This window comes from Pedobacter sp. HMWF019, from assembly GCF_003061025.1.
In the GTDB taxonomy this organism is placed as follows: Bacteria; Bacteroidota; Bacteroidia; order Sphingobacteriales; family Sphingobacteriaceae; genus Pedobacter.
The window spans coordinates 1-26243 of sequence record NZ_QAIL01000430.1 but is presented as its reverse complement, the minus strand read 5'-3'; the positions used below and the strand labels follow the sequence as shown (position 1 = coordinate 26243).

Sequence of the window (26243 nt, the reverse complement as noted above, 5' to 3'; positions counted from 1 at the left end):
CTTCAGCATCATCCCGGCATATTCACCCGCCATTTTACCGATCTGGTAATTGTCGGCCCCTACATAGGCTGTGTAAGAACCAGAGGAAGTCTTTCTGTCAATAATAATTACGGGTATTCCTTTATTATAGGTTTGTTCTACAATAGGGGTCAGGGGTTTGGCTTCGTTAGGAGAAATGATCAACAGATCAATTCCTTGTTCCAGCATGTGTTTAACCTGTTCTATTTGCTTTTTACTACTGTTGTCTGCATCTGTGTAGATCAGTTTGGCATTGGGATGCAGAGAGAGTTCCATTTTGATTTCTTCTAGCATGGTCCTGCGCCACAGATCGGACCCCACACATTGCGAAACACCAATAGTGTATTCTGTGGGCTGTTTCTTCTGCCCGCAAGCCAATAGCATTCCGCTGCAAAGAAATAACAAGATCAGTTTTAAATTAAGACTTGAAGGCATATTTATTAGACACTATGCTTAAAGATATAAAAAATTAAAGTTTAGCCTTAAATCTGGCAGTGTCCGGGAGAAGTTTACCAGGTGCTATTGTGTATCAAAATTATACATTTCGGGTTTTAAAATTGAAGATTTCCTGGTTGAGAGGGTAGTGATTTAAAAATAAACGATTGTAATACAGTGGTTTGTGTTTTTGTTCAAATTTTAATGCATTTGAAACAATATCAGTATCCCTTAACAGCCATTTGACCTACTTTGCAAACGTTAACCAATATATAAACCCACATATGAAAAAACATTCCGTCCTGGCCTGGTCCATGGTCGTTGCCCTAGGCGGCTTTTTATTTGGCTTCGATACTGCAGTTATTTCCGGAGCAGAGAAATCAATCCAGGAATTCTGGCATCTTTCTGTTTTTGAACATGGGCTAACCATTTCTATCGCATTAATCGGGACCGTCATTGGATCTCTTGTGGGGTCACGTCCCTCAGATTATTTTGGAAGAAAAAACACGCTTTATTTTGTTGCTATTGCCTATCTGTTGTCTTCAATTGGCACAGCTCTGGCAGATAATTGGTATGTGTTTCTAGTTTTCAGACTTTTAGGAGGCTTGGGGGTAGGAATTTCTTCTGTAACTGCGCCAATCTATATCTCCGAAGTTTCACCGGCAGACCGGCGTGGCAGGCTGGTTGGTCTGTTCCAGTTCAATGTTGTACTCGGTATCCTGATCTCTTATTTATCGAATTACCTGATTAGTCAGGGAGGAGAAACTTCCTGGCGGTGGATGCTGGGCGTACAAGCCTTTCCCTCATTTTTATTCCTGGTTCTGATCAAATTTATTCCAGAGAGCCCAAGATGGTTAATCCTGAAAAAAGGAGCAACAGAAAAGGCGTTGGAGATTCTTCGGATCATCAATCCACTTAATTGCGAACAAGAGCTGAAATCGATTCAAAATTCAGGTGCAGCGCGCTCCGGTTCTTCTGGTCAAAAAGAAAAGTTATTTTCGGCCCAGTATAAGAGACCTGTAATACTGGCCATGCTGTTTGCTTTCTTTAACCAGGTTTCTGGTATCAATGCGATTATTTATTATGCGCCAAGAATATTTGAAATGGCAGGGCTGGGCGCACATTCTTCCTTGTTATCTACTGTTGGCATTGGGCTCATCAATTTTATATTTACACTGATTGCCATTAATTTTATAGATAAAGTAGGCCGAAAAGTACTCATGCTTATTGGATCTGTAGGTTTGATTGTGTCCTTGTTCCTTGTGGGCTATACGTTCTATTCCGGCAATATGAGTGGTTTTGCTATTCCGGCTTATATGATGCTCTTTATCGCCTTCTTCGCCTTCTCGCAAGGCGCTGTGATCTGGGTATTTATTTCCGAGATCTTTCCTAATCAGGTGAGGGCGAAAGGCCAGACACTGGGAAGTTCAATCCACTGGGTAATGGCGGCAATTATAGCTTTCTGCTTTCCATATCTGGCCGAAACCTTTGGAGGGGCAAACACTTTCTTCTTTTTTGCCAGTATGATGGTGCTTCAGCTCATTTTTGTCTGGCGTCTGATGCCGGAAACCAAAGGACGTTCCCTGGAACAAATTGAAACCACCCTGGTCATGCACTAAATGAACAAATATGAAGACTAGATCCACAACAAAAACAACCGTATGTTTTGGCGAAATCCTTTGGGATATGCTGCCAACAGGAAAAAAGCCGGGAGGTGCACCAATGAACGTGGCTTACCATTTACGTAAACTCGGCCTGCATAGTTATATGATCAGCAGAGTAGGTTACGATGCTTCAGGAAAGGAGCTGAGGGCTTTTGTGCAAAGTATTGGTTTGCCGGTAGATTATATACAGGAAGATAACCTGCATAAAACCAGTGAGGTGGTGGCTTCAATTAAGGAGAATCATGAAGTGTCTTATGATATTGTCTATCCGGCGGCCTGGGATTTTATCAGCTGGCAACCGGAATATGAAACGCTACTGCTCCGCGCCGACGCTTTTATATTTGGAAGCCTGGGTTCCAGAAATAGCGATAGTCAGGAGGCCTTATTCAGAATGCTTGAGTATACCGCTTACAATGTATTTGATGTAAATATCCGTGAGCCTTATTACTCCCAGGAACTGATTGCTGCATTATTGCACCGATCGCACCTGGTTAAAGTGAATATAGCTGAACTGATGATGATCGCAGGTTGGTATGATGCCTCCTGCAATACAGAACAGGAGGCGGTAGATATGCTGTTTAATAAGTTCAATATTAGAGAAGTACTCATTACCAAGGGAAGTAATGGTGCAACTTATTATACGGCCTCCTTCCGATACGATTACCCAGCCTATAGCATTCGCGTAGCAGATACCGTAGGAAGTGGAGATTCCTTTCTGGCAGCCTTTCTGGCCATGAAGCTTGGAGAGCAACCCGTTGAAGTAACCCTGGATTATGCGGTTGCAATGGGCGCATTTATCACTGCGCAATCCGGTGCCTGCCCGGCGTATTCCAAATTTGATCTGGACAGGTTTATCTGGAAGCGAAAGTTAGGCATGGAAGAAAAAAGCATTTAACCAATATATAACCAAAAACCAAATTGTATGAAACGAACAATACTATTTTGCTGCCTTTTACTGGCAGTAACCTTGCAGGGGTTTGCGCAAATCCGTATGTTAACCGGTAACGTAACCGATAAATCTTCCAATCCACTGGAAGGTGTTACAGTAAGTCTGGTAGGAACAGATAAGACCGTAATAACAGATGCCAGGGGTAAATTTTCTATCCCCGGGCAAAGTGGCCAGGTCCTTAAATTTATTTATATGGGCGCCCAAACCGTTTCTGTAACCGTAGGGAAGGACAATACAGTGAATGTGCAGCTGGATGTAGCCGCAACCAATCTGAACGAAGTGGTGGTAACAGGCTATCAGAAGGAGCGTAAAAAGGACATTACCGGGGCTGTTGCAGTGGTCAATGTAAACGAAATCAAAGACATCCCGGTTGGGAACCCGATCAAAGCCTTACAAGGAAGGGTTCCTGGTTTATTTATCACGGCAGATGGTTCTCCAAATGGCGCAGCAGCTGTTAGGGTGCGGGGAAATACGACGCTTCCTTTGCCTGGCCTGCCTGGTAACGATCCCTTGTATATTATTGACGGGGTACAGACCCAGCGCGGTTTGCAGGAGATTAATCAAAGTGATATTGAATCCATACAGATCTTAAAAGATGCGGCTTCTGCTTCTATTTATGGTTCCCGGGCTGCTGCCGGCGTCATCATTGTAACCACTAAAAAGGCCAAAGCAGGGTATAGCAATATCAATTTCGATGCTTCCGTTTCCCTTCAGTTCTATACCTCAAAACTGAAAACTTTAAATACGGAAGAACGCGGCAGAGCTTACTGGCAAGCTGCTGTGAACGATAAATTGGATCCCAATACCAATCAAACTTATCAGTACAAATGGAACAATGACTTCAGCAATCCTGTGTTGAACCAGGTCATCCTTCCAGAGTATCTGGATGCGGCCAAAACCATGATGCCAGCCAATACCAATTGGTTCAATGAGATCGGTCAAACTTCGGTGATCCAATCTTACAACCTGTCTATGGCAAATGGAAATGAAAAGGGGAATTCACTCTTTTCCGTAAGTTATTATGACAACAAAGGCGTGATCAAAGAAACGCATGACCAGAAAATTACAGCCCGTTTTAATTCTGAATACAGCTTTTTCAACAAACGCTTAAAAATAGGCGAAACATTTACGGGGACCTATATGAAGGATGTACTGATCCCAACAGGCGATGTGACTTCACTTGCTCAAATTGAAGAACCTGCCGTTCCAATTCATACTGTAGATGGAATAGGATGGGGAGGCCCGGCACCAGGAATGGCCGACAGACAGAATCCGGTAAGACTAATAGAAGACAATAAACAGAACAAAAGCAATTTCGGAAGAATATTGGGAAATGCTTATGCAGAAGTCAATATCGTTAAAGGCCTGAACTTTCGCACCAGTATCTCTGCAGATTACAATGGCAACTATGCCCGTACTTTAAGAAAATCCTATGTGTCGGGTTTCCTGTCCGATCCAACCAATCTGGTAAACCAGAACGCAAATTACGAGGGCAACTGGATATTTACGAATACATTAACCTATAATCTGAACAAGGGAAAAAGCAAGCTTGATGTACTGGCTGGCCAGGAACAGGTGAAATATATCAACCAGAGCTTTTATGGTACCAGACAAGGTGTTGGTTTGGAAAACATAGACTATGCCTACCTCAGCTCAGGATCAACCAATATCGATAACGGTGGCTCTGGTGCAACCTATGCATTGCTTTCTTTCTTTGGCAAAGCCAATTATTCCTATGATGATAAGTACCTGGCCTCCGTTACCGTAAGGCGGGACGGATCTTCCAGGTTTGGAGCGAACCAAAGATATGGGGTCTTTCCTGCAGTTTCTTTGGGATGGCGTTTAAGTGAAGAAGGTTTTATTAAAGATAATATTCACGCCATTTCTGATCTGAAACTGAGATTTTCTTATGGACAAACCGGTAATCAGGCCAGTCCATATTATGCTCCTTATACGCTGTATTCTGCAATTTATGGTGTTAACCACGTTTTTGGCTATGAAACAGGTTCTGCCTACGATATTGGTGGGGCGGGAACAGGCCAGTTGCCTTCAGGATTTACCCAGATACAGCAAGGGAACGATAATCTGAAATGGGAAACGACTTCCCAATCCAACTTCGGTCTGGACTTTGGTTTGTTCAACAACACCATTACCGGATCTGCAGATTACTTTGTTAAGAACACCAAAGATATCCTGCTTACGCCGGCTTATTTGGCAGTTTTAGGCGAAGCCGGTAACCGTACCATCAACGCTGCCTCTGTAAGAAATACGGGTTTTGAGTTCCTGTTAAACTATAGTGGAAGAGTTTCGCAAGATCTATCCTTTACATTAACAGGCAATATTGCCGCTTACAGAAGCAAGATCACCAGCTTACCGCCAGATGCGATTGCATCTTACCCGGGCAATGGTACAGATCAGACCATTTTAGGTAGATCTGTGACCTCTATTTACGGCTATGTAGCTGATGGCTTGTTCACTTCTCAAAATGAGGTCGACAATTCAGCCGTTCAGCCCGGTAAGGGTCTTGGCCGTATCCGGTATAAGGATTTGAACGGCGACGGTGTTATTGATAGCAAGGATCAGCAGTTTATCGGAACAACAGATCCAAATTTTACCTATGGTTTGAATGCCAGCATCAGTTACAAGCGGTTTGACCTGGTGTTCTTTTTCCAGGGTGTGCAGGGTGTAAAGGAGTATAATACCTATAAAGGACTAACTGATTTTGCTTCTATTGCACCGGGCGCCAACTGGGGAACAAGAACATTAGATGCCTGGACACCGCAAAATACAAATTCAACTATCCCAGCTTTAACCACTGTAGACCGCAATAATGAAGGCAGGAGTTCTACTTATTTTATAGAAAACGGATCTTATTTGAAGCTACGGAATATACAGTTGGGTTATAACCTGAAAGATGCCTTAAGCAGTCTGCATATCAAAACTGCGCGGGTGTATATTCAAGCCAGTAACCTGTTGACTATCAAGAGTAAATCTTACACAGCAACAGATCCGGAAAATCCCTCCAATGTTTATCCAATCCCGGTGATCGGAACCATGGGTATTAATGTTTCATTTTAATTCTTACAGACATGAATAACAAAATATATATAGCAGTTCTAATGTGTGTGTGTTTAATGTCCTGCAAAAAGGCCTTAGATACAAATCCGCAGGGCACAGCGGCAAGCAGCGATTTGAATACACCTGCCAATGTAGATAAAATGGTCATTGCTGCTTATTCTGCTTTAGGCAATGATGAATATATGACTCCTTACAGCAGTATGTGGCCTTATGGCAGTATCCGTAGCGGCGATGCTTATAAAGGAGGTGATGGACCGGGAGACGTTAGTGAATTTCATGGTTATGAAACTTTTTCACTAAACCGGGTAGACTACGGACCTACAGATGCGCTTTGGTTTCGTTTATACGTAGGCATAGGAAGGGTAAATGATGCCCTGGCCCGTGTAAATGCCATCTCTGCAACTGATTTTCCTAACAAAACCATCAGACAAGGTGAATTGAAGTTTTTAAGGGGACATTTTTATTTCCTTTTAAAGATCCTGTTTAAATATGTGCCTTATATTGACGAAACCCTTCCTAAAGAGAGTTATGCGACCATTTCCAACCGGGCACTGAGCGATAACGCCTTGTGGACAAAAATAGAAGATGATTTCAGTTTCGCTGCGGCAAATCTGCCGGCTATACAACCAGAAATTGGAAGGGCAAACAAGTTTGCGGCTAAATCCTATCTTGCCAAAGTGCTTTTATACCATGCCTATATCCAGGATGAAAGCAATAATGTAACTTCTATCGATCAGGCCAAATTAACCCAGGTGAATAGCCTGTGCGATGAGGTTATTGCCTCTGGCTCCTATGCTTTAAGTGCCGATTTTGCCAATAACTTTTTATCTCAGTTTGAGAATGGCAAAGAATCTGTTTTTGCAATTCAATATTCTATCAATGATGGCACGCCACAGGGAAGGGAGGATTTTGGTCATGAGCTGAACTATCCAATGAATCAGGAATACGGTTGCTGCGGTTTCCATGTACCCAGCAATAACCTGATCAATGCCTTTAAAACAGATGATAATGGATTACCAATGCCAACAACCTACAACAATAAGGATGTTGAACCTGCAGGAGACTATCAAAGTAATTCTTTTGATCCGCGCATCGACCATACAGTCGCTACCCCAGGGCATCCTTACAAATATAGAGCAAGTTTTATCTTTCAAACTTCCTGGGCACGTGCACCTCAGATTTATGGTCCACACCTGAGTATGAAAGAGACTGTTTTGCCGGATGATCCGGCGTTTAAAAAATTCCCTCCATTTATGTCGAGCGGAAAGAACTGGGCTATTATCCGTTATGCAGATGTACTTTTATTTAAGGCTGAGGCATTGATTGAGTTGGGCAGGGCGCAAGAAGCTTTGCCGCTGATTAATCAGGTTCGCCAGCGGGCCATAAACAGTGAATCTTTACTTAAACAGGCCAATGGCAATACCATCTCTAATTATAAGATAGATACGTATAAACCTGGGGTAAACTGTACCTGGACTGTTGATTTTGCCCGTCAGGCTTTAAGGTTTGAACGCCGCCTGGAATTTGCAATGGAAGGCTATCGTTTCTTTGATCTGGTACGCTGGGGTATTGCAGCAGAGTATATGAATGGCTATTTTGCAGTTGAAAAAACCAGGAAGCCACATCTCCTGGATGCGGCGTTCAAAAAGAACCGCGATGAATATTTGCCCATCCCGCTGAACCAGATCAATTTCAGTAAAGGATTATATAAACAAAATACAGGCTGGTAGATTTAAAATCAAATTGATATGAAACATAAATTATCTTTAATATTGTTGTTTTTCAGTGCTTTGACCGCCTTTGGTCAACGCACTGGTACACCTCAATGGAGGCCGTTGTATCATTTTACAGCAGCTAAAAACTGGATCAATGATCCCAACGGCCTTATTTTTCTGAACGGGGAATACCATCTGTATTATCAGCATAATCCTTTTGAAAATAAATGGGGGCATATGAGCTGGGGACATGCCACCAGCAGAGATCTGCTGAACTGGAAGCATTTACCAGTGGCCATTCCAGAAGTGATGAGTAAAGATACCACAATCTGGATCTTTTCTGGTTCGGCAGTACTGGATACTAAAAATACCAGTGGTTTTGGTAAAAATGGAAAGGCCCCGTTGGTTGCTGTCTACACAGCGGATCAGCCAACTCAAAAAAAGGAATCGCAGTTTATTGCTTACAGCAATGATGGTGGGCTGAGTTTTACCCCTTACGCCAAAAATCCGGTCATCGACCTGCACCGGAAAAACTTCAGGGACCCTAATGTATTCTGGCACCAACCAAGCCAGCAATGGGTGATGAGTGTTGCAGTTCCAGATGATTTTATGGTTAAGTTTTATGGGTCTAAAGATTTAAAAGACTGGTCTTTATTGAGCGATTTTGGTCCCTCAGGTTATAAGAAGCACGATTGGGAATGCCCGTCGTTGGTGCCTTTGGCGGTTGATGGAAACCCTTCCAATATAAAATGGGTACTGATGGTCTCTTCTGGCGGAGACAAAGGGCCTTTTATACAGTATTTTGTAGGTGATTTTGATGGAAAAACCTTTAAAAATGACGATCCTGAAAAGATACTTACCGTAGAATATGGAGATGCCTTTTATGCGGCTATTCCATGGAGAATGGATAAAGGGCTAAATACTTTGGTTGGCTGGCTAATGCCCGCAGAACAGGAAACTTCCCCCTGGAAAGGACAAATGTCTGTTCCCAGAGATCTTTCTTTAAAAACAACCAGCGAAGGATTGAGGTTATTTCAGCAGCCCTCTGCCGTGTTCAGTAAGGCAGTAAAAGCAAAATATATCAATAAACAACAGGTTTTATCCAATATCGTTATTGGAAGTCAGGATCGTTCGTTGCCTGAAGCCGGTAAGGGAAATGCCTATTGGATTGATGCAGAATTTTCAATGGGCGAAGCCAGTAAAGCAGGTTTTAAAATTGTACAGAATGCAGATGCTTCAAGGAAATCATCGTTGGTTATGATGCGACTAATCAAGAGTTGTATGTTGATTTTACACGTAGTGAAAAGGGTAGGAAGCCAGATGGTAATTTGTTGCAAACCATTTCTTTAAAATCATCAGGTGATTTAAAACTTCAAATCATGGTAGACAAATCTTCCCTGGAGATATTTGCTGTTGATGGAGAAAAGGTGTTTACTTCCCTGATCTATCCGGACCAGGATGCTACCGGTGTTTCTGTATTTGGAGCAGGAGCTAAATTTATCAAGTTGAACGTATTAAATATGGACAAATGAGTATAGGAAATAAAATAATTACACCTGTTCTGTTAGGGATCCTGTTGAGTTATCATGTTCAGGGGCAGTCAGTTCAAAAAGAAAGGGAGAAATACCGTCCGCAAATTCATTTTACACCCCAGACCCACTGGATGAATGATCCGAATGGAATGGTGTACTACAAAGGGAAATATCATCTGTTCTACCAGCACTTTCCCGGAGGAAACAAATGGGGTCCCATGCATTGGGGGCATGCCACCAGCACAGATCTGGTTCATTGGAAACACCTGCCTATATCGTTGTATCCAGACAGCTTAGGCTATATTTTTTCTGGCAGCGCTGTAGTGGATGAAAAAAATACTTCGGGATTTGGTAAAGATGGTAAGGTGCCTCTGGTGGCCATTTTTACCCACCATGACCCTAAAGGAGAAAAGGCTGGGAGGAATGACTTTCAGAACCAAAGCCTGGCTTACAGTTTGGACGAAGGAAACAGCTGGACAAAATATGATGGAAATCCAGTATTGCGTAATCCCGGTATTGTGGATTTCAGGGATCCTAAGGTAATGTGGTATGAAGTGGGCAAAAAATGGATCATGACCCTGGCGACGAAAGTCCGGATCACTTTTTATGCTTCTCCAAATTTAAAAGAGTGGACGAAAGAAAGTGAGTTCGGAGCTCATGAGGGTGGACTTGGTGGGGTATGGGAATGCCCGGACTTGTTTCCTCTAAAATTAGAAGGCAAAACCTATTGGGTACTAATTGTGAACATTAACCCTGGTGCACCGAATGGCGGCTCGGGAGGACAGTATTTTATAGGTGATTTTGATGGAAAACATTTTACGCCTGGAGACAATAAGACCAGGTGGCTGGATTATGGCACAGATGACTATGCTGGAATTACCTGGTCAAATACAGGAGGGCGAAAGATCTTTATGGGGTGGATGAATAACTGGACTTATGCCAATGAAGTGCCTACGCCAAGCTGGAGAGGAGCTGCTACTTTACCAAGAGAGCTGAAGCTGGAAAAAGCAAATGGAGAAGTGTTATTGAAAACTATTCCGGTTAAAGAATTGAATAACATTGCTTTGAAGTCAGTGTCTCAATCTAATATTCAGGTTAAAAACAGGCTTAAACTTGTACAAGGGAATCCTTTGAAAAGTCCATTTAAACTGGAACTCCAGGCAGATCAGTTGAAAGACTTTGCGCTTTCTTTAGAAAATGAACTGGGCGATAAACTGATCTTTGGTTATAATGAAAAGACCAATAGCTATTTCATAGACCGCTCCAAATCCGGAGACGTCAGTTTCAACCCGGAATTTAAAAAACTGCATACGGCACCGAGAATTGGAAGTGGCAAAAAGATGGATCTTATCGTTTATGTTGATGTGGCTTCTGTGGAGTTTTTTGCAGATGGGGGATTGACCGTAATGACTGATGTCTTTTTTCCTCAGAAACCAATGAATCAGGTCTATTTTAAAACGGGCGCATCTAATGCAGGGTATATCCTGAAGAAAGTGAAATACACCCCCTTAAAAAGTGCCCTCTAGCATTGATATTTACACAAACGTATTTCATGCAATCGTTTGTGTAAATATTTTATCTTTGGCAGATCTAAATTCTGGTTAACTTGTGGCTTTAGCCACATCAATGAACCACATGAATGTTAGATCTTATTAATTCGAACCGTTTAAAAACTTATGCTTTACTTGTTGTAGCAGCACTTGCAAGTGTTCCTGCTGCTGCGCAGAAAAAAAAGGATAATCCTCCAAATATTATATTTATACTCACCGACGATCTTGGTTACGGAGATTTAGGGGTGTTTTTTCAGGAACAAAGGGCTCAGGCAAATAAGCAAAATGAGCCTTGGGAACTTACCCCAAATCTTGATCAACTTGCTACGGGGGGTGCTGTTCTGCCCCAAAGCTATAGTGCAGCTCCAGTTTGTGCGCCTTCACGTGCCTCTATTATGCTTGGGGTTAGCCAAGGCCATGCAAATGTGAGGGACAATCAATTTGATAAAGCCCTGGAAGACAATTATACCCTGGCTAATGTTTTAAAACAGGCCGGATATCAAACCACGGCTATCGGCAAATGGGGATTACAGGGTGTAAATGAAAAGCCAGACTGGCCCGCCCATCCGTTAAAAAGAGGTTTTGACGAGTATTTTGGTTATATGAGGCACAGCGATGGCCATGAACATTACCCTAAAGAGGGCCTGTACCGGGGCAAAAAAGAAATTTGGGATAACTATACAGAAAAGAGTAAGGATTTTGATAAGTGCTATACCGGAGACCTTTGGACTGCAGCGGCAAAAAACTGGATTATTAAACATCAAAACAGTAAAAAGGCAGATCAGCCTTTTTTTATGTATCTGGCTTATGATACGCCACATGCGGTATTGGAACTGCCTACACAGGCTTATCCTGAAGGTGTCGGGTTAAAAGGAGGCTTACAATGGCTGGGAACGCCAGGGCACATGATCAATACAGCTTCTGGAACGATAGATTCCTGGGTTGACCCCGCATATGCCAATGCACCCTATGAAGATACCTATAAAAGATACGCTACCGTAGTGAGCCGGATTGATCATCAGGTGGGAGATCTGGTACAATTGTTAAAAGACCTGCATATCGATTCCAATACCATCGTGGTGTTTTCTTCTGATAATGGGCCATCCATTGAGTCCTATCTGCCTAAAAAATATGAACCTACCTTTTTTGGTAGTTTTGGCCCTTTTGACGGGATAAAAAGGGATTGCTGGGAAGGTGGTTTGCGAATGCCGGTCATTGTTTCCTGGCCTAAACACATTCCGGCAGGTAGTCGCGTCGATTCGCCTAATATTTCTTACGACTGGATGCCCACTTTTGCAGATGCAGCCGGTATAACTGCTCCAACCAGAACGGATGGTGTTTCCTTAATGCCTTCGCTGCTTAAAAAGAAAGGACAAAAAAAGAGCCTGGTCTATGTAGAATATTTTGAAGAAGGAAAAACACCTGGTTTTAAACAGTTTGCACCCGAGCACAGGGGGCGGCAGCGCAACCAGATGCAGATGATCCGGATGGGCGATACCGTTGGTGTGCGTTATAATATTCAATCGGCCGAGGATGATTTTGAATTGTATGATGTGGTTAATGATCCCGGGCAGACTAAAAACCTGGCTGGCCGCCTGACTGCCGGTTCTAAACTCCAGCAGGTTATGAAAGATAAGGTCTTGCAGGTAAGACAGGCAGATGCTTCGGCGCCAAGACCCTATGACACGGCTTTTATTCCAGCTACGGAGGTTAAACAGGTGGTTCAGGGTATACAAACGGAGTCATATGATGGAAAGTTTAGCTGGATACCTGATGTATCTACCCTGAAAATTGCAGAAAAAGGTGTGGTTAAAGCTATTGGAAACCATACCCTCAATAAACACCCTGTTCATATTTTTAAGGGTTATCTGCATGTTCCTGCAGATGGGGAATATACTTTCTATTTAAATGCAGATACCAAATCCTTTTTCCGTTTGCACGCAGCTGCGCTAATTGATGAAGATTATGGATATCAAGGGGCTGAGGTGAAAACTGCAAAAGTTTATTTAAAAGCAGGGATGCATCCTTTTCAGTTGTCTTACCTTGCCAGTTCGGCAATTAAAAAACGGAATCTTAAACTGGAATGGGAAGGGCCGTCTATCAAAAGACAGGCTATTCCTGAAAATAATTTCTATAGAAACAAAATCTAATCCCGAAGCATGAAAAAGATATATTTTAGTCTGTTTATGGTCTTGTCGGTTTTGTTGCCGGCCACTGCGCAGCAAAAACCAAATGTGATTTATATTTATGCTGATGATCTCGGTTATGGGGATCTTAGTTGTTACGGGGCAACCAAATTACATACCCCTAATCTGGACCGGTTGGCACAGCAGGGCTTGCGTTTTACCAATGCTCATTCTACTTCTGCTACTTGTACGCCTTCAAGATACGCGTTAATGACCGGACAGTATCCATGGCGACGCACAGGGACCGGAATATTACCGGGTGATGCAGCTTTAATTGTGCCTCAGGACAAAATAACGCTTCCTAAATTGTTTAAGCAAGCGGGGTATGCTACTGCTATTGTAGGTAAATGGCACCTGGGCTTGGGGGAAAAAGTAGAAAAGGACTGGAATGGAGAAGTTAAACCCGGACCTGTTGAGGTTGGTTTTGACTATTCTTTTATCTTTCCGGCAACAGCAGACAGGGTACCCACGGTTTTTTTGGAAAACCATCGGGTTGTAGCTTTGGATCCTGCTGATCCTATAGAGGTGGATTATCAGAAGAAAGTTGGCAATGACCCAACGGGTAAAGAACACCCGGAATTGTTAAAAATGAAATCTTCTCCTGGTCAGGGGCATGACAACACGATTGTTAATGGCATAGGCCGTATAGGTTTTATGAGTGGCGGTCATCGGGCACGCTGGGTGGATGAGGAAGTGTCGAGTACGTTTATGGAAAAAGCGGCTCAATTTATAGATGAACATCAGAAACAACCCTTTTTTCTTTACTATACGCTAACGGAGCCTCATGTGCCGCGCATGCCTGCTACGCAGTTTAAAGGGAAAAGTGGGTTAGGGTACCGTGGTGATGCAATTTTGCAATTGGACTGGACCATTGGGCAATTGATGAAACAGTTAAAGTCTTTGGGGCTGGATCAAAATACACTGATCGTTTTTACAAGTGATAACGGCCCGGTACTGGATGATGGTTATCAGGATGGTGCCGTGACCATGCGAAATGGGCATAATCCTGCAGGCCCATTGAGGGGAGGAAAATATAGTGCTTTAGAAGGAGGTACACGTATGCCATTTATTGTGAGCTGGCCCGGTAGGACACAGGGTAAGGTTTCTGATGCGCTGGTTTGTCAAATGGATTTACTGGCTTCTTTTGCTGGCTTGTTGAAGCAAAGTATTCCTGCCCGGGAGGCTAGAGATAGTGAGAATTTGCTGGCTGCTTTTTTAGGGAAGGATAAAACGGGACGTAAGGTATTGATTGAACAGGGCCAAAGGGATGCAACGGCTGTTATTCAGGGCGATTGGAAGTATATACAGCCTCATCCGGGTGCAAGTTATATGGAAGATGTGGGGATTGAATCTGGTAATTCAAAAGAACCACAGTTGTATAATTTGAAATCTGATATTGGTGAGAAGCAAAATCTGGCAAAGCAGTTTCCGGAAAAGGTAAAGGAAATGGACGATTTACTGATTAAGATTAAAGGTAATTAGTTGGGAGGTGAATTTTTTTGAAAAACCCTTGTACTCTACTTCAAGGCTAACGATATCAGGGGCGCGAAGAGCGCCCAGATCTCTGAGGCCTTTCCGCAGAGTACAAGGGTTTTTCGTCGCAAATTGCAGAGGAGGGAATTAGGTTAGCTCTTGGGCGCAGACCTGGGAGGGTGGTGAAAGGGAAGGCTTTGGTGATTGTTGATGTAGCTTTCCTATAATGTGGGTTTTAATATCTTATTTTGTAGTTTTGCGCAGAAAATTGGAGTGTTTTGCGCGCGGTCTTCCATGAATTGGAAGAACTAGGAGGAGGGTATTAGAGCGCTTCGATTTCCTGAATCTAGAGTTTGGTAGTTTTGGCGATAAATTCATTGGATAAGCCTTCTTTTTTTAATTCTTTAGCTATTTCCAAGGCTGTTTCCATTTTACCTTTAATCTCGCCTCTGATGTACAAGATGTCCTTTTTTTTCTTTGAATATTTTTCCTGTTAGTGCCATATTATTAATATGAATCTTTATGTAAGTTACGCAATTGCATCAAAATGCGCAATTGTTTTAAATATCTTCCTTGTTCTAACTCGCCATTACTCCGATTTTCTATTTCCTGAACAATCTCTTGTAAGATGAGTTCATGGTCTTCGGTGGAAAAATCGCCCAGGATAGCCAACATCTTTTGTTCTATTTTATCTGGGTTTCAAAACACCTGGGAATCAACCTCAGATAATGATACCAAATTGATGGCCAGTTGCGCCAGGATATTTAATGTATACAGAAAGGGGTGAGTTATGGCAAGGTTGTTTGTGTATACAAAGGACGTGCAGGTGTTGACTGGTAAGGGCAGAACTGCTGCCCAGAAGCTGGTGGCTGCGATTAAGGCGAAGTTGAATAAGAACCGTAATGATAATTTGACTGTAGAAGAATTTTGCAGGTATACGGGTTTGACGCTAGGATTGGTTTTAGAGCAGCTGGAATGAAGAGAGTGCTATGCTGTCCAGTCTTCGAGGGGTTTCCTCTTGCCCCTAGAACTGTAAAATACACCAAGGAATGAAGGATTGATATAAAATAATGCCTGATTTTGATCGTTTGTGCCTATCTTTGTCTGTCCTTGCCTGCTGCTCTAGGAAGTTGTAAGTGGGCAGGAGCCTTCCCAGGCCTTCAAAGAAACAACCAACATACGGACAGCTCAATCAAAGAGCAAAGTTTGGAGTAGCCATGAATTGGTTAAAGCCTTTGAAGCCTTTTATCAATATCGGCTATCAAAGCGGGCAATACAATGCCACGCCTCTAAACCGAGCGTTATCCTATCACCTGACAGAAGCCATGCTTGGCACAGGGCCAGATGATTATCAAATAGATTATGCAAAAGTGATTTTAAGCAGGGGAGCGTTGGTTACTTCCTGGGTTTTGGAAATACTCCCGAAACAAAACGATATTCTTTACATCAGATGGGGTAATCCACCAGAATCCAGTATCGTGATCGGGAAGACCGGATGAACCTGATTTTCTACAATCCTCAGAAAGAACAGTACCTGACTTTTGAAAACGCGGCAGAGCGTTCTGCAAAAGAAGTCCATTTACAAATGGACAAGAATTTTGCGGGAGATACTGTGCATGGTTGGATGCATTTTGTGAATAAAACAGGAAGCCAGGTAAGTACAACCGTGTATTTGGGAGAATGAAGTTGTATAGTAAACCCGCAGAGGACACTCTGCGGGTTTGTTTAGTAATAACTAACTAAAGCTATACTTCACCACTAATATCAGTTCTTCCAGATTTTTCAACGGAGCTGTGGAGATGGCTAAGTTGAAGGAAGTACCTAAGGTTATGGATGTGCTGGTTTCCTGGCAGAGCTTCCAGGCGTCTACTCTGGCCAGATTCAATGGCGCGGCATCTACCTGGATAGCGTAACTTGCAGGATTTCCCGTTACCTTGGCCACAAACATCACTTCTTCGATAACCGGGTTCAGCATCTGCGCCATATACGGCAATCGCATCGAATCGATCGTTAAATCGACATGACCAGCAGTTTTTAACAAATTCCACTGGTTCGGTAAATCGTGTTTCACATTGACCGCTACATGCAAACCTTCTTTCGAAAGCTGCTGCCTGATCACGTCCAGCCGGTCTTTTAAAGAAGCGTTGGCCAACCCTTTCAACGAAGAGCCACCTTCGCGAGAGGTATACTTGATATGTACAATCACATCAGCAATCGTGTTGTAATCAAATTGCCTGATTTCAGAAGCAGGAAGCTCTAACCTCCAGCTGCTGATCGTACCTGTACCTTCAAATGGGAGATAGCGCTCATCTTTAAAGTTTAACTCGAAAACTCCGCTGTCATTCTGCGCATTGCTGGCGGCAATAGACTGTATCGCACCCACATTGTACACAAAACGTTCGTCATTTCCCGGGTCTTCGGTATATCCTGTAGTGGCGATATTGTCGGGATTGGTCAACTTACGATATCGGTTATTCACTAAGGACAGTTTAGCACTTACGGAAGTATAAGGGCCGGCGATACAAGGCAAACTAATACTCACTGATTTGATGCGTCTGAAATACTGACCTGCATAATCCAGATCAAACAAAGCCTCGGGGATGTCAAAATCACAACTTCCAGAAGATCTTAGACGCAAAATAGCCAAAGGATCGAGTTGAAGCAGAGACACGTGTTTAGTGATTTCGTATTCCCGTTTATTCTTGTCGATATAACTGGTCTCCATGCGTTTTAGATCATAGATCAGCTTATCTGCAGTTTGCAGGCCTTTTTTCATGCTGTCCCAATAACCATAAGCAATAAAAGTATCGTCGCTGCCCAATTCAAAACGGTAACAACGTTCCGCTTTTTTAGCAATGTCAAAAGCCATCTGGTAAGATTTAAAATATACGGAACTAATTTGTCCAACCATCCAGTCGTACAGTTCCTTATTGGTGTATTTGGACCGCATAAAGTCATCTGTTTTTTTCGTATTGTCGATCTGAAGGTCCTGATTTTTCAAATCTGCAGTGGCAATATCCTTGCGGATCTGCGCGGCTGTAATTTGCTGATCAATCGAAGCAGATTCCTTAATGGCCAAACGTTCCTGTAATTTCCAATCCGAATAGCGACGGTCATAACCACCCATAATAGAAGCTTTATTGGCTTCAAAAGTCGCAATTGTACTAAATATACCTAAACCTTTAGCAATCGCATCGGTACTGTGTGCGAGTGCGCTTCCTCCAAATTTGGCAGCGCCGTGGGGCGATCCTCCAAATCCGGAAACCCCTAAAGCAAAATCAGGAATCAAGGCCAGGCCGCTGCCTAAAGTGGCCACAATATTTGCTGCAGTTTGCCAGCCCACGGCCTGATCCAGTTTATCCAGGTTCAGTTGCTCGTTGGAAATGATCTTTTCAATTGCACCATAATACTGTACTCTTTCCTGTGTTACCAGTTGCGTCCTTTTCAAAACTTCTATCTGCGCAGCAGCCTCGTTAATCTGAAGCACTTTAAGGTCACGCACGGCATTCAGTACTTTCAATTCCAGCTCACTACGGAGCAAGGACATGGCCTCCGCGTCTTTTTTCTCTAAGCTTTGCAGCAGTGCATTACCCAGCCCACGAATTTCCTGGGCCAGTTCTGTGGCTTTTCCAGCCAGAACATTGAAGCGATAATACGGCGTTGGGGCATTCATTCCAGCGATTACCGAAGAAATATCCAGACCTGCAGCGGCTGCACGAACCAGCATTCCCGGATCAATTGGCGGAGCAAATAGTGCCAGACTGCGTTCTACACCATCAATATTTTGACTGTTCCTGATTTTAAACAAACGGTCTGCAATGGTGTCCCAATAGGTTAGCATCTGGTCGTTTTGAGGGATACAGAAGTAAAGCATCGCAAGTGTAACCGGTGGCGGAGGCAATTCTTTTCCTTTTTCCGGCAGAACAGTCAAATCCGGAACCATATTTTCCATGTTGATTAATGCATTGCCAAAAGAGTCCAGTTTACGCTCCAATTGGTTATAGGTTTCATAAGGCGCAGGAACTGTAGGCGGGATAATTCTAGGTTTGGGGCCGAGGATTTTATCTGCAAGGATATACATCTGTGTCGCTTGCCCAATGGCCTCCCAGGTATCTTGTCTGAACAAATTATCTCCCCATTCACACAGGTTATCCAGGTATTTCATCAGCAAAGCTTTCTGATAAGCTACCGGTCTGAATTTAGCGATGACATGCGGTTTAAATGGATTTTCAGCCCATTGTTCTATCGCGTATTCCAGTTGGGTTCTTTCTGTGGAAGTTGGGCCTGCAACACTATAGAGGATGGTGTCTATGCGCTGGGCGATATAATCGGCATCCTGATTTAAATAAAAAGGTTTGGTGACCCAGTATTTCTGAGGGGCATCACCGGATAAGGCACCCGTTGGATTAAACATATAATTGAACCAGGTCAATGCATCTTCGAAGCTCTGATTTTGAGTCAGGCGGGTAGCCAGAAGGAAAGGCACATGGAAGAAAAGTTCCCAGTTGTAGATGCTGTAACTGCCATCACTACTGAAATCCAGGTCCTCAACAGGGTAACTCAACGTTTTGTTGCCGTTGTTTTTGATGATCTGACCCAATGGAACGACATCCGGATTGGGCAGGTAATTGCTTTTGAAATCGAAGGCGGTTTTCATCAGCTGGGTTTCCCTTTTCATCAGTTCAGGTACGCCGTTTTTGTAAAGGACCGTACGCAAAGCACAAACTAAGGGGTGGTACATGTTTTTGAATTCTTCTCCGTATTCCAAACCATTCGCATCTCTCAACTGCTTTAATACTTTGTCGATTTCGGGATTGCCGCTTGCGCCAATGAAAGCATCATATAACTTATCAAAACCTTCATAAGCACTCAATTCGGTCAGGATGTTCTGAAAATCCGGATCGGTGATCACGGTATGGGCAAAAGCGGTCAAATCAGTTGGGAAGTTTTCAGTAACAATAGCCGCATATTTATTGATGAAGTTACTGATGTCTTTCAGCAGTTTAAAAATGTCTGAAGCGGTGCGTTCATCTCTGTCGGAGAAAATAACTCTGTCTTTAAAACGGGTTTTATCTTTTTGATAGTAACCAGGGATGATCACATAGGCATGCGCGCTGTCTTCCATAAAATAAGGCAGCATGGTACCCAGGGCGAGTTTAATCTTTCTTCCTCTGTTGGCCACATAGGCATAGTGTTCGTTACCGCCAGATTCACCGTCCAGGATCATGGCCAGGTATTCAAACAGCAGCACCAGCAAATCGATATTGGTGAACTGATGCGGGTAACTGAGCCTGAAATTGCCTGGGGTTTGGTGCAGGATTTCGTAAAATTTGGTGGGCGACATGCCGTTCCTCACACTCAGGTCATCCCCGGGGATTTGGTTCCACTCGTCATAACGCTGTGATTTGAGCAGGGTATCCCTGAAGTCCGGATAGAAATCATTAAAGTCTTTGCTGCCCTGAAAAATGAGTTCCGGGTAGCCTTTACAACCGGTCAGGTTAAAAATTCCGCTGATCTGCTGAAATTCGTATTCTCCTTCAAAACCACTTCTGAAAAATTGCACCTGTTGCAACTGTTCTGCATAGATCATGTTGTAACGGTCTGTAGGCAGATCATCGGTGACATAGGTGTCTGGCGTCATAATACCATCCTGCGACACCTTTTTAGGCTGCCACTGTTTGTTTGCGAATTCACTGATGGCCAACTGGATTTTTAGTTTTCTACGGGGTTTGTCGATGCTTTGCTCTGAACTGTCAGCGGTATCGGGCAGGGTAGAGCCCTGATTCGGGTCATGGACTTCGGTAAACACGGGCCAGGCCAGACAAAGCCGGTTGTTGCGTACAAAAGCGAGGAGCTGGTCACCGGTGATGTCCATGTCTACCTTTTCCCAAGGGGTCCAGGTACGTTCCTGTTCAAACCTGCGGTAATAGTATTTGGCCGGATCGCCGCCTTTGGTGCGTGCAAAGACGTGCATGGTGGTGATGTCGGTCTGGTACCAGGTGGCCATGACTTCTAAAAAGGCCAGGTTGTCTAACTTTTCAAGGTAATTGATCAGGGCATCTTCGGCGGTAAAAGCCGTCAGTTCGTTTTGCTGCAGTTGATCTTCCAGTTCTTCAAACAGGAAGGATTTTTCATCACGCAATTCTGCCTCAATCCAGTTTTCCGGATACAGAAATATTTTTCGGTTGGCCTCCCAAACCCGGTAGTTTTTCATCCAGGCCCATTGTGTCCAGCTCGCATCGTCGTCCAGATCTGCCGCGGCTTTGGGTTCAAGCCCCATCAGACAGCGTTGTACAAAAAGTTGTATGGTGCCATGTGCCTGCACAATGCGTGAAGTGGACATGACCGCTTCCATTTCTACATCGACCAGGAAATAGTCATAGAGGTCGTCTGTATTTTTGATATCTGGATTGATGGCCAAAAGGTAAGCCACCAACGCGTCCCTTTTTTGAGGGCGGATGTCATCCATAATGTCTTTGAGGGTCAGGAGCCAGGTGTCTTCCTCATAACGGGATTTTAAAGCGGCCCGGAGCGTACGGACATCTGCATCGTTTAAAACCGGTTTGATGTATTGAAGGGCCTGTGCAAGTTCAATACCTAAAATACTCAGATTTGCTGCTGCCTGCAGTAAACGCTTCCAGGTTTTTATTTTGGTGTAGTTGTTTAGGTTGAATGGGCTAAACAGATAATTGTCAATGGTATCCAAATCTGTTTGGTCGTAGCCGGTCAATATAGATAGTGTGCGTAAAAACTGATCTCTCGTTGTGGTAGCGCCGGGTAAAAGCAGAGCTGCAAGGCTTAAAAAGGAGATGGAAGCAGCTGCATCTGCAGGATCTGGAATCGCCGGGTATTGCTGGTCTATAGCCAGGAACTGGACAAAGTCTGCATAGCCTTGCTGGTCTATCACGGTCTGGCCTGTGGTATAAGGGATACTGTCAAAAGTAAACCAGTTTAAAGTGCTGTTGTTTTGGAAATAAAAGCTTAAGACTTTGGTGCTTAGGTTAAAGGAGCTTAATAATGGGAATAACTTATGAAGCAGTCTGAAACTGGCGTAATGATTGGGGAAAGCAGCCGCGTTCAGTGCAGGGGGCACTGGAAAAACATGGCTTGGATCGGTGTCAATTAGAGTATCTGAAATCAGAATATCCGAGAGGAGACCTGATCCAGGTGCCGGCTGTTTCAATTCTGCATATTGTAAGACCACATTGATGGTATCCGGATCTGATTTAAAGGCTGTGATCAGATTTTGCTGCAGGATGCTTTGTTTTCCACTTAAAAGCTGATAATCGGAAATGGCATCTAAAAGGGCCTTCACCAAGTCCTTGTCGGTTCCTGTTGCGGCGTCTAAAGCATCTAATGCCGAATTAATATTGGTGGTGTCAAAAATTGAAGATAATTTACTGTTGATAAAGGCCTTTGCTGTAGCAACAGTAACATATACTTTATTCAGAAACTGGAGAATGGTTTTGACATCATCATCGCTTAAAACGCTGAGTTTAGACAGTTCACCTTGCAGGGTCGCCTGTTGTTCTTCTGCACTCAGATCTGGATTAAACTTGGACTGGTTGGCTTTAAAATTGTCCTGATAGGCTTTTTGTAGCGCCAGCAGGTTGTTCAGAATTTTATCCTCTTTCAGTTCCCGGTCGCTCAAATTAGCTGCCTGGTGCTGGAGCATAAACTGGATGTCGGCCGGTTTCAATGGGGCTGACTGGAGCAGGGTACATTGGTTGATGAAATCCAGCATTTTTTGGGGTCCGGTAAAAATATTGATGCCAGTCATGTCCAGCAGGATCAGAAAATCATCCGTTTTCAGGTGCAGTTTTTTGATCAGCCGGGAGGCGCCCAGGAGGTAACTGAGATTAGGGAAGTTTAACGTCGCATCTGGTAGCAAAGGATAGAGTTTCTCCAGATCTGTTGTTTTCATTTGCAGGCATATGGAAAGACTGTTGCTGTACGTGGTTAGCAATTGGCTGCCATTTACTTTTTCGGGCAACAGACCTTCATCAATCACACCGTTTTTGGCTTTGTTTAAGAAGATCTGTTGGTAAAGGGGCACCAGGTTGTTGACCGGCGTATAGTAGATATGGCCAAAGTAACCAATCAGTTCGTCTATTTTTAAGCCAGTTTGATCTGCAAGTTTTTTCATTGTAGCAGCGAAGACCAGATCAATAGTGCCGGCTGTGCCCTGGCTGATGATGCTGTCAAGAGTTTGAAATTTCCAGCCTGTTTTTTTCTGGAGGCGCAGAAAACGATGGATGCGGTCCAAAACTTTTTCGTCCAGGTTCGCAATTTCTTTCTGACTGGTATCGCAGGTCAGGTCTTTGTTGTAAACGTATAAGTTGTTACTATTATCGATATATTGCAGGGTGAGCAGCAGGCTCAGATCACTAAAACTCAGTCCGGTTTTATCCAGAAAGTGATCTACTCTCTTCATATAATCCACAACATTTCCGCTCACTGCAGGACTGTCCCATTGCGCTGGCGTGTTCCAGATCAGCTGTTGAGCCGCAATACTCGGTGTAGATGTAGTAATGAGGGTACTTTCGCTGTCGGTTAAACCCAGGATTTCAGCAGCCATGGCCGATGTAATGGCTACTGTTGTCAAATTGAAATCGCTCATCAGGTTGGCCCGGAAGAGATCAAAGCGGCTGAAATAGGCGGTCGCTTCGACTTGGTTGAGGTCAAAGGGCAGGCCAAAGGCATAGGTGTTGTTTTTCAGTTGATCATAGGCTTTCTGGTTTACGTAAGCTGGTGCCGCTGCCAGTTCATCTTCAGGAGCCAGAGTTTGGCGCAACAGGTAAACTTTATATTTGTCGGTGCCTGTGGTTTCTATTTTGCATACAGCCTTGCTGTCCCGCAGGTAATGTGGTAAAGTGGTACTTGAGCTCCCAGAGGGAACTTCCGTATGGAAGATTTGCGCTTTATTGGTTACAGGAAGCCCTTTGGCCACGAGTTTAGCCAGTAGGGCAGCGGAAATAGTACCTGTATACTGGTCGGGCCCGTCAGAAAGTTTTCCGTGATAATTGATGCCCTGATCGGGTGCAATGGCCTCTTCCAGGAGTTCACAAACCAGGTCGATATAGGGCAGGGAAGTATTTGCATTGGCACAGCTCAGGTCTATTTCGCCCAAATCCGGCCGGCGTTCAAATAACACGTCTTTGGCGATATTGGAAGTAACATGGGTATTGATGTCGGTCACACTGCGCTGATGCAGGAACTGGAGAATCTCCACCAGGTAAGCTGCCGGGCTGTACACCGATCTGCATTCTTCACAGGCGCAGGTATCGGTTACTTTAAATAAAGATTTGAGGTTCGGAAAGTCTTTGCTCACCGCTTCAAGTTTAAGAGAGAGGTTTTTGTTTTTCAACGAGGCAATATCTGCGGCGCGTAAGGTAGCCTGCAATTCTCCGATCTTCATCATGGCAGCGGCATTGGTACTCTCCGCTTTGCGGAACATTTCCTTAGCTTCTGCAGGTTCAATGTTAGCCGCTGGTGCAGCCGTTTTTAGAAAACGGGTTTTGCCCATGGCGACGATCTGGTGCGAAGAATGGATGTTTTGTTTCAGCAGGGCATTGGTCTTGCTGTAACTTGGTGTGAGTTTAAAGATGCGTTGTATGGACTTCAATTCATTGCTGTAAGGCTGATTTTCCTGGATTGCATCTTTGGCGAGGTTAAAGTCTTCGTTTTTATTGAGGAAGTCAAGGATCTGACGCTGTGTTTTAAATACAGTGCTTTTTTCCCGTTTCAGCTGAGCGGCATAAGCCGTTGTAGGGTAGGCTTTTTCCATTTTACGCACCATAGTGGAGGCGTAAAAGCTTAATGCCTTTTTTTGTTCTGCCGTTGGTGCTTTGCTTCCATTGGCTTTGGTGAGTTCTGTTAGCCATTCTGTTTTATTCAAGCTGGCCAGTTTTCTGATGTCTTCTGGCTTACTGATCTTCCTTGATTTCATTAGATGAGGGATGATTTCGTTGCCAAAACCAAATAACTGGCCCATGGCAATACTGGTCTTTACATCTGCAGCCCGAGCATTACTGGAGAAAAAGGCCGGATTGGTTACTTTGTCAAAGAAGGCATTGAGGTCGTTTCTGTTTTCCTTAAACAGTTTTTTGACTTCCTGTACTTTGCCATCCAGCAGGAAACGGCCAATAGTGCTGAGGATCTTTTCTGTATGTTGCTCTGTGCTGTATTTTTCTGCTCTTTTTTTAAAGCTTTGGAGCAGTTCCAGGTTTCTTTTGAAGCGTTTTTCCAGGGAGGGATTGACAATCTGGCCTTTTATGGCTGTTTTTACCGTTTGACTGAGGGTATCGGTCTCCTTCAATGCAGCTTCCAGCAGTAAAGGTTCTGGAGGGCTCTGCAAGCCAATGGAAAGTCGGATCGGCAGGTTCTGCGAAGGATCACTGAGCAATAAGGTGTTTTCGCGTAGTAAAGCATAGAAGAAATCCGGGTCTATTTTGGAAATGGCCTGAATTCTGTGTGCCAGGATCAGGTGTTCGATCTTTTCGGGTTTGATTCCGATTTCTTTAGACAGAAAACTGACATCCTGGTAGTCGGTGCTTTCCTGAAGATCGGCAATGGCGAGGTTTGCCGCCAGGTAAGTGACTTCTTTCAGCAGTTCATCAAATTCGATCAGGTGGTCTTGAATAGGTTCCTGTAGCGCAACATCGATCACCTCGCTTGGGGAGGCATTGAAGCGAACTTTGTTTAGCGGGGAGGCATAGACAAGGACCCTTTTTTTAGGGGTGTAGACTTTCAATGCCAGGTCTGCGGTACGGAGATTGGGGCCGCTGAGTTGGCTTTGCTGCCAGCTGGTTTTGTACTGGCCGTTTTTATTGGTGCTGGTTTCGGCTAAAAGCACACCCGAACGCAGGTTCTGATCGTAGATTTCGACCACCAGGTTTTCTATAGGTTTGCCGGTGAAGTCTGTTATTCTGCCTAAAACGAAATTAGGTTTTTGATGTTGATTGGTGTTCATGACTTTGTATTTTAAATAGGTTTATGGTCTTGGTGCTGGTGGTAATGCTGGTGGCGGTGGGGCAGGTGTATATACCCGCTGTCCGAACAGGCCTTTGAAAGCCCCGTCAGGGCCCCAGCCTCTTGGCCAGGTCACACTTTCCGGTGGTACAAGGAAGGCTTCACCGCTGGCAAATGGTGCCCGGATATTGGTTGGATTGGGATCCCATTTGAAAGAGAAGAAATAGTTGAGCCAACTTGGAGATCCTGGCATTACCCAGTCGCCTGGCCTTAGTCCTGGTCGTCCCCATCTGGAGATCGGTACAAAATCAGATAATGGCGTGGTGGTGGTTTGGGTTACCGACGCAGGTACCCGGTGTATGGGACCAGTCGTTTCTACTGTGCTCAGTGCAGTGTCTATTTCTGCTTCAGACAAGCCGGCAAAAGGGTTGGGTCTTGGAGGTGGTTCCGCAGGTAGCCCAGGTCTTCCTCCTGCAGCACCCAATGCACCCATGCCTGCAGAAACCACCATCGTAAACACGACATTTTTAGCGCTTTCTGCATGGGTGTCCCCAAAGGTGGCATAGTGAAAACATTCTATGATTCCGACAGTATAATTCAATATTGAGGTTCCATAGTCTCCCCGGTCCCAGGCTCTAACGGCTACAGTTGACCGTACGGTTGCATAGCTCA

General features: G+C 44.1%; 15 protein-coding genes. 12 read left to right on the top strand and 3 right to left on the bottom strand.

The window, feature by feature from the left end; translation table 11 throughout:
- Window positions 1-453, bottom strand: a 453-nt coding sequence (locus tag DBR11_RS30315; RefSeq protein WP_233260865.1) for a substrate-binding domain-containing protein, incomplete at its 3' end; no start/stop codon positions are given.
- Window positions 454-737: 284 nt separating this feature from the next.
- On the opposite strand from DBR11_RS30315, the gene DBR11_RS22815 reads away from it, so the two are divergent.
- From DBR11_RS22815 to DBR11_RS30570, 12 genes are all read left to right on the top strand, one after another.
- On the top strand, window positions 738-2072 hold the full coding sequence (locus DBR11_RS22815) for a sugar porter family MFS transporter (protein ID WP_108554912.1): 1335 nt from the start codon (window positions 738-740) through the stop codon (window positions 2070-2072).
- A 10-nt stretch (window positions 2073-2082) separates the two neighbouring features.
- The gene (locus DBR11_RS22810; RefSeq protein WP_108554911.1) at window positions 2083-3012 is read left to right on the top strand and encodes a carbohydrate kinase; all 930 of its coding nucleotides are present in this window, start codon (window positions 2083-2085) and stop codon (window positions 3010-3012) included.
- 27 nt (window positions 3013-3039) lie between these two features.
- The gene (locus DBR11_RS22805; protein ID WP_108554910.1) at window positions 3040-6144 is read left to right on the top strand and encodes a TonB-dependent receptor; all 3105 of its coding nucleotides are present in this window, start codon (window positions 3040-3042) and stop codon (window positions 6142-6144) included.
- A gap of 11 nt (window positions 6145-6155) precedes the next feature.
- Entirely contained in the window at window positions 6156-7874 is a 1719-nt protein-coding gene (locus DBR11_RS22800; protein ID WP_108554909.1) for a RagB/SusD family nutrient uptake outer membrane protein, read from the top strand.
- An 18-nt stretch (window positions 7875-7892) separates the two neighbouring features.
- The gene (locus DBR11_RS22795) at window positions 7893-9209 is read left to right on the top strand and encodes a glycoside hydrolase family 32 protein (RefSeq protein ID WP_108554908.1); all 1317 of its coding nucleotides are present in this window, start codon (window positions 7893-7895) and stop codon (window positions 9207-9209) included.
- The gene (locus tag DBR11_RS22790; protein ID WP_158275365.1) at window positions 9137-9391 is read left to right on the top strand and encodes a GH32 C-terminal domain-containing protein; all 255 of its coding nucleotides are present in this window, start codon (window positions 9137-9139) and stop codon (window positions 9389-9391) included. The genes DBR11_RS22795 and DBR11_RS22790 overlap by 73 nt, the downstream gene beginning before the upstream one ends.
- Complete coding sequence (locus DBR11_RS22785) at window positions 9388-10917, top strand: glycoside hydrolase family 32 protein (RefSeq protein WP_108554906.1); 1530 nt, start codon at window positions 9388-9390, stop codon at window positions 10915-10917. The genes DBR11_RS22790 and DBR11_RS22785 overlap by 4 nt, the downstream gene beginning before the upstream one ends.
- A gap of 113 nt (window positions 10918-11030) precedes the next feature.
- A complete protein-coding gene (locus DBR11_RS22780; RefSeq protein ID WP_108554905.1) occupies window positions 11031-13091 on the top strand; it encodes a sulfatase-like hydrolase/transferase in 2061 nt (686 codons plus the stop codon).
- Between the two features lie 9 nt (window positions 13092-13100).
- Window positions 13101-14609: an arylsulfatase gene (locus DBR11_RS22775; RefSeq protein WP_108554904.1), complete on the top strand. Its 1509-nt coding sequence runs from the start codon at window positions 13101-13103 to the stop codon at window positions 14607-14609.
- A 781-nt stretch (window positions 14610-15390) separates the two neighbouring features.
- Entirely contained in the window at window positions 15391-15579 is a 189-nt protein-coding gene (locus tag DBR11_RS22770) for a hypothetical protein (protein ID WP_108554903.1), read from the top strand.
- A 157-nt stretch (window positions 15580-15736) separates the two neighbouring features.
- Window positions 15737-16099 (top strand): DUF6266 family protein, encoded by a 363-nt coding sequence (locus DBR11_RS30575; RefSeq protein WP_108554902.1) that lies wholly within the window; start codon window positions 15737-15739, stop codon window positions 16097-16099.
- The gene (locus tag DBR11_RS30570; protein WP_108554901.1) at window positions 16096-16284 is read left to right on the top strand and encodes a DUF6266 family protein; all 189 of its coding nucleotides are present in this window, start codon (window positions 16096-16098) and stop codon (window positions 16282-16284) included. Before DBR11_RS30575 ends, DBR11_RS30570 begins: the two co-directional genes overlap by 4 nt.
- Window positions 16285-16335: 51 nt before the next feature.
- On the opposite strand, the gene DBR11_RS22755 is transcribed toward DBR11_RS30570, so the two are convergent.
- Complete coding sequence (locus DBR11_RS22755; RefSeq protein WP_108554900.1) at window positions 16336-25572, bottom strand: neuraminidase-like domain-containing protein; 9237 nt, start codon at window positions 25570-25572, stop codon at window positions 16336-16338.
- Between the two features lie 21 nt (window positions 25573-25593).
- Window positions 25594-26243 (bottom strand): hypothetical protein (locus DBR11_RS29725; protein ID WP_199233928.1); only part of this gene is annotated, 650 nt, incomplete at its 5' end.

Excerpts from the sequence above, each read along its gene's own strand:
- DBR11_RS22780 (WP_108554905.1), top strand. The coding sequence starts at position 11,031 with ATGTTAGATCTTATTAATTCGAACCGTTTAAAAACTTATGCTTTACTT.
- DBR11_RS22775 (WP_108554904.1), top strand. The coding sequence starts at position 13,101 with ATGAAAAAGATATATTTTAGTCTGTTTATGGTCTTGTCGGTTTTGTTG.
- DBR11_RS22800 (WP_108554909.1), top strand. The coding sequence starts at position 6,156 with ATGAATAACAAAATATATATAGCAGTTCTAATGTGTGTGTGTTTAATG.
- DBR11_RS22815 (WP_108554912.1), top strand. The coding sequence starts at position 738 with ATGAAAAAACATTCCGTCCTGGCCTGGTCCATGGTCGTTGCCCTAGGC.
- DBR11_RS22810 (WP_108554911.1), top strand. The coding sequence starts at position 2,083 with ATGAAGACTAGATCCACAACAAAAACAACCGTATGTTTTGGCGAAATC.
- DBR11_RS22805 (WP_108554910.1), top strand. The coding sequence starts at position 3,040 with ATGAAACGAACAATACTATTTTGCTGCCTTTTACTGGCAGTAACCTTG.
- DBR11_RS30570 (WP_108554901.1), top strand. The coding sequence starts at position 16,096 with ATGAACCTGATTTTCTACAATCCTCAGAAAGAACAGTACCTGACTTTT.
- DBR11_RS22755 (WP_108554900.1), bottom strand. The coding sequence starts at position 25,572 with ATGAACACCAATCAACATCAAAAACCTAATTTCGTTTTAGGCAGAATA.
- DBR11_RS22770 (WP_108554903.1), top strand. The coding sequence starts at position 15,391 with ATGGCAAGGTTGTTTGTGTATACAAAGGACGTGCAGGTGTTGACTGGT.
- DBR11_RS22785 (WP_108554906.1), top strand. The coding sequence starts at position 9,388 with ATGAGTATAGGAAATAAAATAATTACACCTGTTCTGTTAGGGATCCTG.
- DBR11_RS22795 (WP_108554908.1), top strand. The coding sequence starts at position 7,893 with ATGAAACATAAATTATCTTTAATATTGTTGTTTTTCAGTGCTTTGACC.